Source organism: Halobellus captivus (assembly GCF_007655485.1).
Classification (GTDB): domain Archaea; phylum Halobacteriota; class Halobacteria; order Halobacteriales; family Haloferacaceae; genus Haloquadratum; species Haloquadratum captivum.
In genome coordinates this window covers 62,165-69,761 of the sequence record NZ_VJXQ01000008.1, presented here as the reverse complement: position 1 = coordinate 69,761, position 7,597 = coordinate 62,165, and the positions used below count along the sequence as shown (strand labels likewise).

Annotated in this window: 5 protein-coding genes and 1 pseudogene; 4 read left to right on the top strand and 2 right to left on the bottom strand. The window is 52.0% G+C overall.

Annotation, left to right across the window (positions count from 1 at the left end; translation table 11 throughout):
* The first annotated feature begins 80 nt into the window (after nucleotides 1-80).
* Nucleotides 81-1,100, top strand: coding sequence for an alpha/beta hydrolase (locus tag FJT57_RS15540; RefSeq protein WP_144906731.1), 1,020 nt, complete (start codon nucleotides 81-83; stop codon nucleotides 1,098-1,100).
* 120 nt (nucleotides 1,101-1,220) lie between these two features.
* Here FJT57_RS15540 and FJT57_RS15535 read toward each other — a convergent pair whose 3' ends face one another.
* On the bottom strand, nucleotides 1,221-2,717 hold the full coding sequence (locus FJT57_RS15535; protein WP_162524379.1) for an aldehyde dehydrogenase family protein: 1,497 nt from the start codon (nucleotides 2,715-2,717) through the stop codon (nucleotides 1,221-1,223).
* Nucleotides 2,718-3,108: 391 nt separating this feature from the next.
* On the opposite strand from FJT57_RS15535, the gene FJT57_RS15530 reads away from it, so the two are divergent.
* The 3 genes from FJT57_RS15530 to FJT57_RS15520 all read left to right on the top strand — a co-directional run bounded on the left by FJT57_RS15530 (nucleotide 3,109) and on the right by FJT57_RS15520 (nucleotide 6,564).
* Nucleotides 3,109-4,407, top strand: a complete 1,299-nt coding sequence (locus FJT57_RS15530) for an aromatic ring-hydroxylating oxygenase subunit alpha (protein WP_144906727.1) — start codon at nucleotides 3,109-3,111, stop codon at nucleotides 4,405-4,407.
* A gap of 4 nt (nucleotides 4,408-4,411) precedes the next feature.
* On the top strand, nucleotides 4,412-4,942 hold the full coding sequence (locus FJT57_RS15525; RefSeq protein ID WP_144906725.1) for an aromatic-ring-hydroxylating dioxygenase subunit beta: 531 nt from the start codon (nucleotides 4,412-4,414) through the stop codon (nucleotides 4,940-4,942).
* Between the two features lie 326 nt (nucleotides 4,943-5,268).
* A complete protein-coding gene (locus FJT57_RS15520; RefSeq protein ID WP_203229212.1) occupies nucleotides 5,269-6,564 on the top strand; it encodes an MATE family efflux transporter in 1,296 nt (431 codons plus the stop codon).
* Nucleotides 6,565-6,745: 181 nt separating this feature from the next.
* On the opposite strand, the pseudogene FJT57_RS15515 reads toward FJT57_RS15520, so the two are convergent.
* Nucleotides 6,746-7,597 (bottom strand): annotated as a pseudogene (locus FJT57_RS15515) (transposase); the annotation flags it as partial.

Genomic DNA, 7,597 nt, shown 5'->3' with positions numbered 1-7,597 from the left:
GCCTGGCTCAATGCTCCAAACTAAACACGACCGCCCTTTCTGCCCAAATGATTATATATGTGCCATTGATAATTTAAGTTATGGATCCAGAAACCGACTTTGAGGACCTGGACACGGCTGGGTCGATAAATGGGTTAGAAGCAGAGTTCATTGACGTAAATGGAATCCGCACACGGTATTACGAAGCGGGGGAGGGAGAAAGCGTGTTGCTCCTTCACGGCGGAGGTCGAGGCGGTAGCGGCAGTGCCAACATGTGGTCAAGAAACATCGATGACCTCGCCGAGACATTTCATGTCCTCGCCCCTGACCGACTTTCGGCCGGAATGACCGACAATCCTCCCGAGCGAGAGTGGAATTTCCAGGGGTTCTTGGATCACGTTGTTGACTTTATCAGGTCGTTCGACATCGAACGATTCCATGTCATGGGGCAGTCAGCGGGTATGGCCCCTGCCGCCTACCTTGCTCTCGAATATCCTGATATGGTTAAGTCACTGGTGGTGTTGAATAGCCGAACACTCGCTCCTGACGCAGGGGACTACGGCCAGCGCAGGTCTCTGATGCACTCCGGAGTTCAAACGAACCCAGAAGGACCCTCAGACCTCGAATCGGCGATCCGATCGCATAAAGAGTGCTATTCCTACACGACTGACCACGTCACCGACGAATACGTACACGCGGGTGCGTACATGGCGTCACAACCAAAATCGAAAAAAGCCGCACGGATGATGGTTGAAGACGGCCTTGAGGAGAAATTACGTGATCAAAGAAAAGGGAAAATGGATGCAATGCGTAGTTCAATTCGCTCAGAGGGACTGTCGATTCCAACGTTGCTTTTCTGGGGAAGGCATGACCCTAGTTTAGTGCTGGATCAGGCTATTGATCTCTATGAGATGATCTCCCAGACGAACCCAAACGTTCGTCTGTATCTCGTTGATCGTGCGGGTCACTATCCACATAGAGAGTCTCCAGCAGAGTTTGCTCAGATAACGACGGCCTTCATGACCCATTGGGCAGATAGAGGGAAGTCAATGGAAGAGGTTCGGCCGCAGAAATATCGTGAGTACCACAAGTCTTCCCCTATGTACCGGTTCACTCGCTGACTGCTGAGCCTCTTGATTCACAGTAAGGCAAGGCGGATGCCCATACCTTCAGTGGCGGGAGAAATCCGAGTATCTGGCCTGAGCTCAATTGGAATTTCGAGTCAGCGTCTGAAGAAACAATTAGATCGACGGTTCTCTGTCAGGGTTCAGGAGAATGTGTTTTTCGCGAGTAAGGTTGCGGAGTTCGTATATCCCGTGATTCTTCCCTCCGATCCCTCCACTCTGTTTAAACCCGCCAGCGGGCGCATTAATTGGGTTTCCGAAATGCATATTCACCCAGACGATCCCGGCGTCGATCTCATCTGCCGTTTGGAATGCTGTGCTAAAATCTTCAGTCCATACGCTTCCAGTCAGTCCGTACTTCACTCCGTTTGCAATCTCAATCATTCGATCGTAATCTGACCACTCGATCACCGACAGGACCGGACCGAAGATCTCTTCCTGAGCGATCGTCATGTCCGGCTCGACCTCGAAAATGGTGGGCTGGATAAAGTATCCCCCCTCGGTCTCTTCGATGGGTTCCCCTCCTGTCAGGAGGTTTGCCCCCTCCTCTTTGGCCGTCTCAATATAGTCCACTACCCTCTCAAAGTGCGGCTTCGATACGAGTGCGCCCATGGAAGCATTTTCGTCAAACGGATCTCCGGTTTCCATCTCACTGAATCCTTGCACTACCCGATCAACCAGATCCTCATAGATCTCACTGTGAGCTAGCAGGCGCGATCCACTTTGACAAGACTGCCCTTGCCAGGTCAAACTCATCCCACCAACAGCTCCTTTCGCTGCTTTTTCGACAGCTACGTCTGGAAACACGATGAAGGGATTCTTTCCGCCGAGTTCCATCGAAACCGAAGTGATGTTTTTCGCTGCCGATGCCATCACCTTCTTGCCAGATGGGACACCCCCTGTGTGACTGACGATTCCAACACCTGGATGCTCGACAAGTTCCTTCCCAACCTCGCTACCGCCAGTGACGACGTTAATTAGCCCCTCCGGAAAGATGTCTGATTCGGCAATGAGGCGACCTATGTATAGGGCCGAAAGTGGTGTGTACTCCGATGGTTTCAGGACGATCCCGTTTCCGGCTGCAATAGCTGCCGCAATTCCATCACAAGCGAACATGGCTGGATGATTAAATGGTAGCGTCCGAGCGACGACCCCATAGGGTTCTCGCTTGGTAAAGCTGATCTGGGGTCCGTCAACCGGATTCGTATCGCCCTTTATTTCGGTGATAAGGCCACCAAAATATTCAAATTTGTGCGCACCACGCTTGATATCTGAACGAAGCTTCGAAATCGTACTCCCGTTATTGGCTACCTCTAGACTCAGAATGTCATCGGTCCTATTACGGAGTAGGTCGGCGAATTGTTCCATCTTTCGACGACGATCAGCCATCGAGATCTCCTGCCAACTGTCACACGCTCGTTCTGCCGCTCGAACGGCATTATCGACCTGTTCCTCGGTGGCGATGGGGACCTCGGCGAGGATTTCGCCTGTAGCGGGATTTTCGGTCGTGAAATGATCTGAAGCATCAACGAGATCCCCGGAAATGAGCATGTAATCTTCGATGTCGAGGGTAACCTCTAACCCTGATGTTGATATAATCGTCTGGTTTGGCATTGAATTTCTAATGATTCTCCACCCCCTCATACTTTTCGTTCCCCTATACACGCGATGTTCCGATGCCGTAAATTTCATCGAGCGAACTGCGTTCCCCCGTGGAATCTGTGAGAAACGCCCCTGTTGAGAATCCCTGTATTTCTCATCGAGAAGGCCGTAGTTTCAAGGGGTGATTCGTCGCAGTGGTCTCCCCCCTAGAAAGCAGAATCGCGTCGAACACGTCATGTCGGAGCTGACTCTTCTCTCCATAGACGTCAAGCCCTGTCAACAGTTCAAATGGCTGCCCTGATACCGGGATGGATGCGTCTCATATCTGCTTCAGCCCACCGATCCGGACATTGGCCCCTTGTTCGGCAAAAGTTTTTTATTGCCCTGAGTGGGAGAATCACGCATGGCAGCCTCTGAACAAGACAAACTTCGACAACAGGCGAGCAGCGGTGCTCTCCGTGAAAAGGCGAACGAGGGAACCCTTCCACACAACATCTTTAGCTCGGAAGCGTTTTTCGAACTGGAAAAGGAGAAAATCTTCCAAAAGGCGTGGATTCTTCTCGGTCACGAATGCGAGATTCCGGATCCTGGTGACTACATCGTGCGGTACATCTGTGACGACAACCTCATCGTCACCCGTGACGAGTCAGGCGAAATCCGGGTGTTTTTCAATGAATGTAAGCATCAAGGAATGAAGGTGTGTCGAACCGAGATGGGGAATACTTCCCACTTCCGCTGCCCCTATCACGGGTGGACGTTTGCTAACTCTGGTGACCTTACGGGAGTTCCATTTAAACATGAAACATACGACGACGAGTCCATCTCTGATATCTCACTTGATGAACCCAGGTACGATACATACAACGGTCTTATTTTCGCAAACCTAGATGAAGACGCAGAGTCCTTGAAAGAGTACCTCGGCGACTTCACATTCTACCTAGACTTCTTCGTCGGGCGGAGTCCGGAAGGAATGGAAGTCAACGGACCCCAAAGACGGATCATTGATGCCAATTGGAAACTTGGATCGATGAACACGATGAGTGACCATTATCACTCGGTGACTACCCATCGGAGTGTAAGCGATATCGACCTCATGGAGCATGACGAAGAGGACGCTGGTATTGCCGCCCCGCGGTATCACGTTCAGTGTGATGCGGGCGGACTAATGATGCGAGAAAATAACTTCTTCAAGAACCACGAGATGCGGGATTCGATCAAACAAGCCTTCTCCGAGGAGCAGTGGGACCTTGTCTCAGGGGATATACCGATGGGTGGGAATGGGTCGATGTTGCCAAATGTGAATATGCTCGCAGCCCGTGTGCAGGTCAACGAGGGAGAAAGTGCCCCAATCACGTACATCCGGACCTATCGTCCGATTGGTCCGGACAAAACCGAGGTGTACACGTGGCACGTCGTTGAGAAGGACGCCCCCGAGGAACTCAAAGAAAAGTCTCGCCAGGGATACGAGATGGCGTTCGGTATCTCAGGGATGATCGAACAAGATGACCTCGGGAATTGGTCAAGCGTTACCGAAGTTGGAAAAGGGGGTGCAACCGGTAACCACGATGTCCGAATAGATATGCATCTAAAGCAAGAGGAGGCGTCGGACTGGGATCGTCCCGGGAAGGCGTACAAGGCGCCTTTCAGCGAAGTCAATATGCGCTATTTCTATAACTGGCTCTTTGACTACCTGGAGGCCTAAAAATATGCAAACCGAACCTATAAGCAAACCTGTCGATGACATCGAATTATTCCACCGGGTAAGGTCCTTCCTGACTCGGGAGGCGGAGTTGATCGACGCCCGGAAGTTCGATGACTGGAAGGAACTGATGACGGAAGATCTGGAATACAAAATTCCGGTTCGGGCTACACGAGGCGAAAACACCCACGAGGACGACTTCCTCGATATGCATCACGTTGAGGATACGAAATACCGCCTCGAGAAGCGTATCAACCGGCTAAATACGGAGTATTCGTGGTCGGAGCAGCCACCGTCACGGACGCGCCATCTCATCTCGAATGTACAGGTCGGTAACCGAGACGCAGACGATGAGTACACAGTCAAGTCGAACTTACTATTATACGTGAGTGAAGGAGACGATCCAGACCACAAACTCCTCTCGGGGCGGCGACACGACGTCGTCCGCGAGGTCAATGGATCATTGAAACTCGCTCGTCGAATTATTCATCTAGACAACACAACGCTACCACTCGACCGGATTTCGATCTTCATTTGACGGTGAAGAGAGTCAGTATCGACAGATACTGGCGTTCAGCGTTGGGCATTCCGGACGAAATTCTCCGGAGAATATTACTTCGATCTAACAGTAGTTGATCATAGTGAGATAACTGTACTCCGAGGGAGAACGAAACGGATGTCTGGTATAATATCGATTGCTGCCCCTGACTCCGGAGTCACCGGCCGGACACCAGCAGGTGTAATATGCGGCTGAAGAACCCAGTTAGGTACACGTACCGTTGGACGGCCGAACGATTGGCTGACCACTCTCTGATCGACAGAGAACGAGGCGAACGAATCGCTGATCTCGCTTGGCCACGGTCGATGACGATGTTCGCTCGATATTCCCAGTTAGCTGCTGATCTCGGGATGGTTGGTCTCACTATAGGACCAACTGCAGTCGCAGGTATCGCGTTCGCCAATATCTACTGGCAACTGTCAAGCGGATTTTCTCTAGCAGTGGCAGGGGGAACAATCAGTCAGGTTGCTCAACGGTTCGGCTCCGATCGCTATTCGTCTTTAGATCTCGCCGTGAAGCAGAGCGTTTGGGTTTCCCTCCTTCTGGTCACTCCGTTTGTCATCCTCTACACTGGGATCCCTGAACGATTAATCGGCGTACTCGGAGAGAAAGACCCAGTAATCCAGTTCGGATCAGTATACCTGCAAACGGTGACACTTGCCGTCCCATTTGGTGCGTTGAATTTGGTCGCTGGCCGGACGCTCGCAGGTGCCGATGATACATGGATTGCGATGACGATACGAGCAACGGGAGCCCTCGTGAACATCGTATTTAACGCGATCTTGATCTTCGTCTTTGAACAGGGCGTGTTCGGGGCCGCCCTCGGAACTGTGCTCGCTGAAGGGCTCGTCTTGACTGCTTTTACTATCGGGTTCCTCCACGGACGTCTGCCAATTATCGGAGAATTTCCAGTTACACTGTCGCTCACCCCACCCTATTTCGATGCCGTCCTGACCAGACAGTTACTCAAAATCACTCTCCCGCTGTTCGGCCAGAGACTCGCCCGTTCGGCGTCTAGTTTCCCGTTGTTCACAATGGTTGCTGTGTTTGGTCCCGTCTTCGTTGCCGCGCTTGAGATTGGTCGGCGGATCCGGATGCTGATGTCAGCTAGCGGTGCCGGGTTCGCGATGTCCGCAGGCAGTCTCGTGGGCCAAGCCCTCGGTAAAGGTGACGAACCCGAGGCTGAAAACTGGGGATGGGACTCCGTCAAATTCTCGGCCGTTGTCTACGTAGCTATTGCAACTGTCGTGTTCCTCTTTCCCCGTCAGCTTGCCTCCTTATTCGTATCCAATCCCAACGCTCTTGGTCAGACCTCACTCTTCATCCGAATGGCCGCCATCAGTTTCATCGGAAGCGGCCTTACGAAGACCTTCATGGGGATACTCAAGGGGGCAGCCGATAACAAGTGGTCGATGTACGCCCGATTATTCGGGAAGTACGGAATGTTACTCCCCCTTACGTACCTCGGAACCGTCACCACGTTTGGAGAGTGGTTTGTGTTCCTTGCGTTTATCGCAGAGACCTGGTCGGCCGCGGCTATAACAGGTTACCGTTTTTTCACCGGAACCTGGATCGAGATCAGTCGAGCCTATCGACCTTGAACTCCCACCGCCAAAGTGGCGAGTTTTAGTGTGGACTCCCACACTGATCTCTGACGGAGCATAAGATCGTGATGTCGATATTCTCATCACTTTCTGTTGGAAGAGCGCCTGCGAGAAAATATAAAATATATAATGTTTATGTTGCGCTAAGAAGTCGTGTTTAGTTACTTGACTTCGCACGTTAGATGAACATCCCATCGATTTGTTGCATTAGCTCGTCGATGCTGCGATCTGGACTGGTGAGTGCCCAGGAGAGAAGATTCTGAACGCTTTCGCGGAAGGATCGTTTGACGTCGTTTCGGAGTGAACTCGCGTGTCCAAGAATCGTTCCAAGGGCGCTGTGTGCAGCACCGAACTTGAGGAGACTGTAGGCCAGCATCAGCAGGTGCCAGTGCCGACTGGCACCTGTGGTATGCCGTAACTCGCAGTCTCCAAAACCAAGGTCCTGCTTGGTGTCCCTGAAGAACGTCTCCACTCGCCATCTCATCGCGTACATCTCGATGAGATGGCTCCCTGGCGCGTCGATCTTGTTCGACACGATGTACTTCACGCTCGATTCTTCGTCTTCGTCGCTTGATTCTTTCTCAGTGATCAGGAGCTTTACCTCCCCAAGCCGACCTACTTCACGTTTCTGTGTCCAGATGTGATAGATGTCGCCGTTGACGGTTCGTGGGACTGTGTCGATGCGCTGGCCGAGCGCATCGACACGACCACCATAAGTGATGCGTGTATCGCTTTTGACGGCTGAAACCCACTCTTTCTCGTCCCCTTCGAGATGAGTGACGAACTCCTCGGTACTGTAGAACATATCGAAGAGATAGGTGTCAGCCGGGACACCTATCTCGATGAGTTCGTCAACGAGTTCGATAGCGAGTTCAATCCGGCGTTTATCGTTTTTCTTGTAGAGGCGAAAGCCAAGTGGGTAGGTGGTTTTCTCGTCAGCGTAGAGTGCGTAGACGATGTTCTGTCCCCAGATGTAGCTGTGTGGATACCGTGGTCGTAGTATTTCCCTGCGTGGGGGATTTTCTTGCCC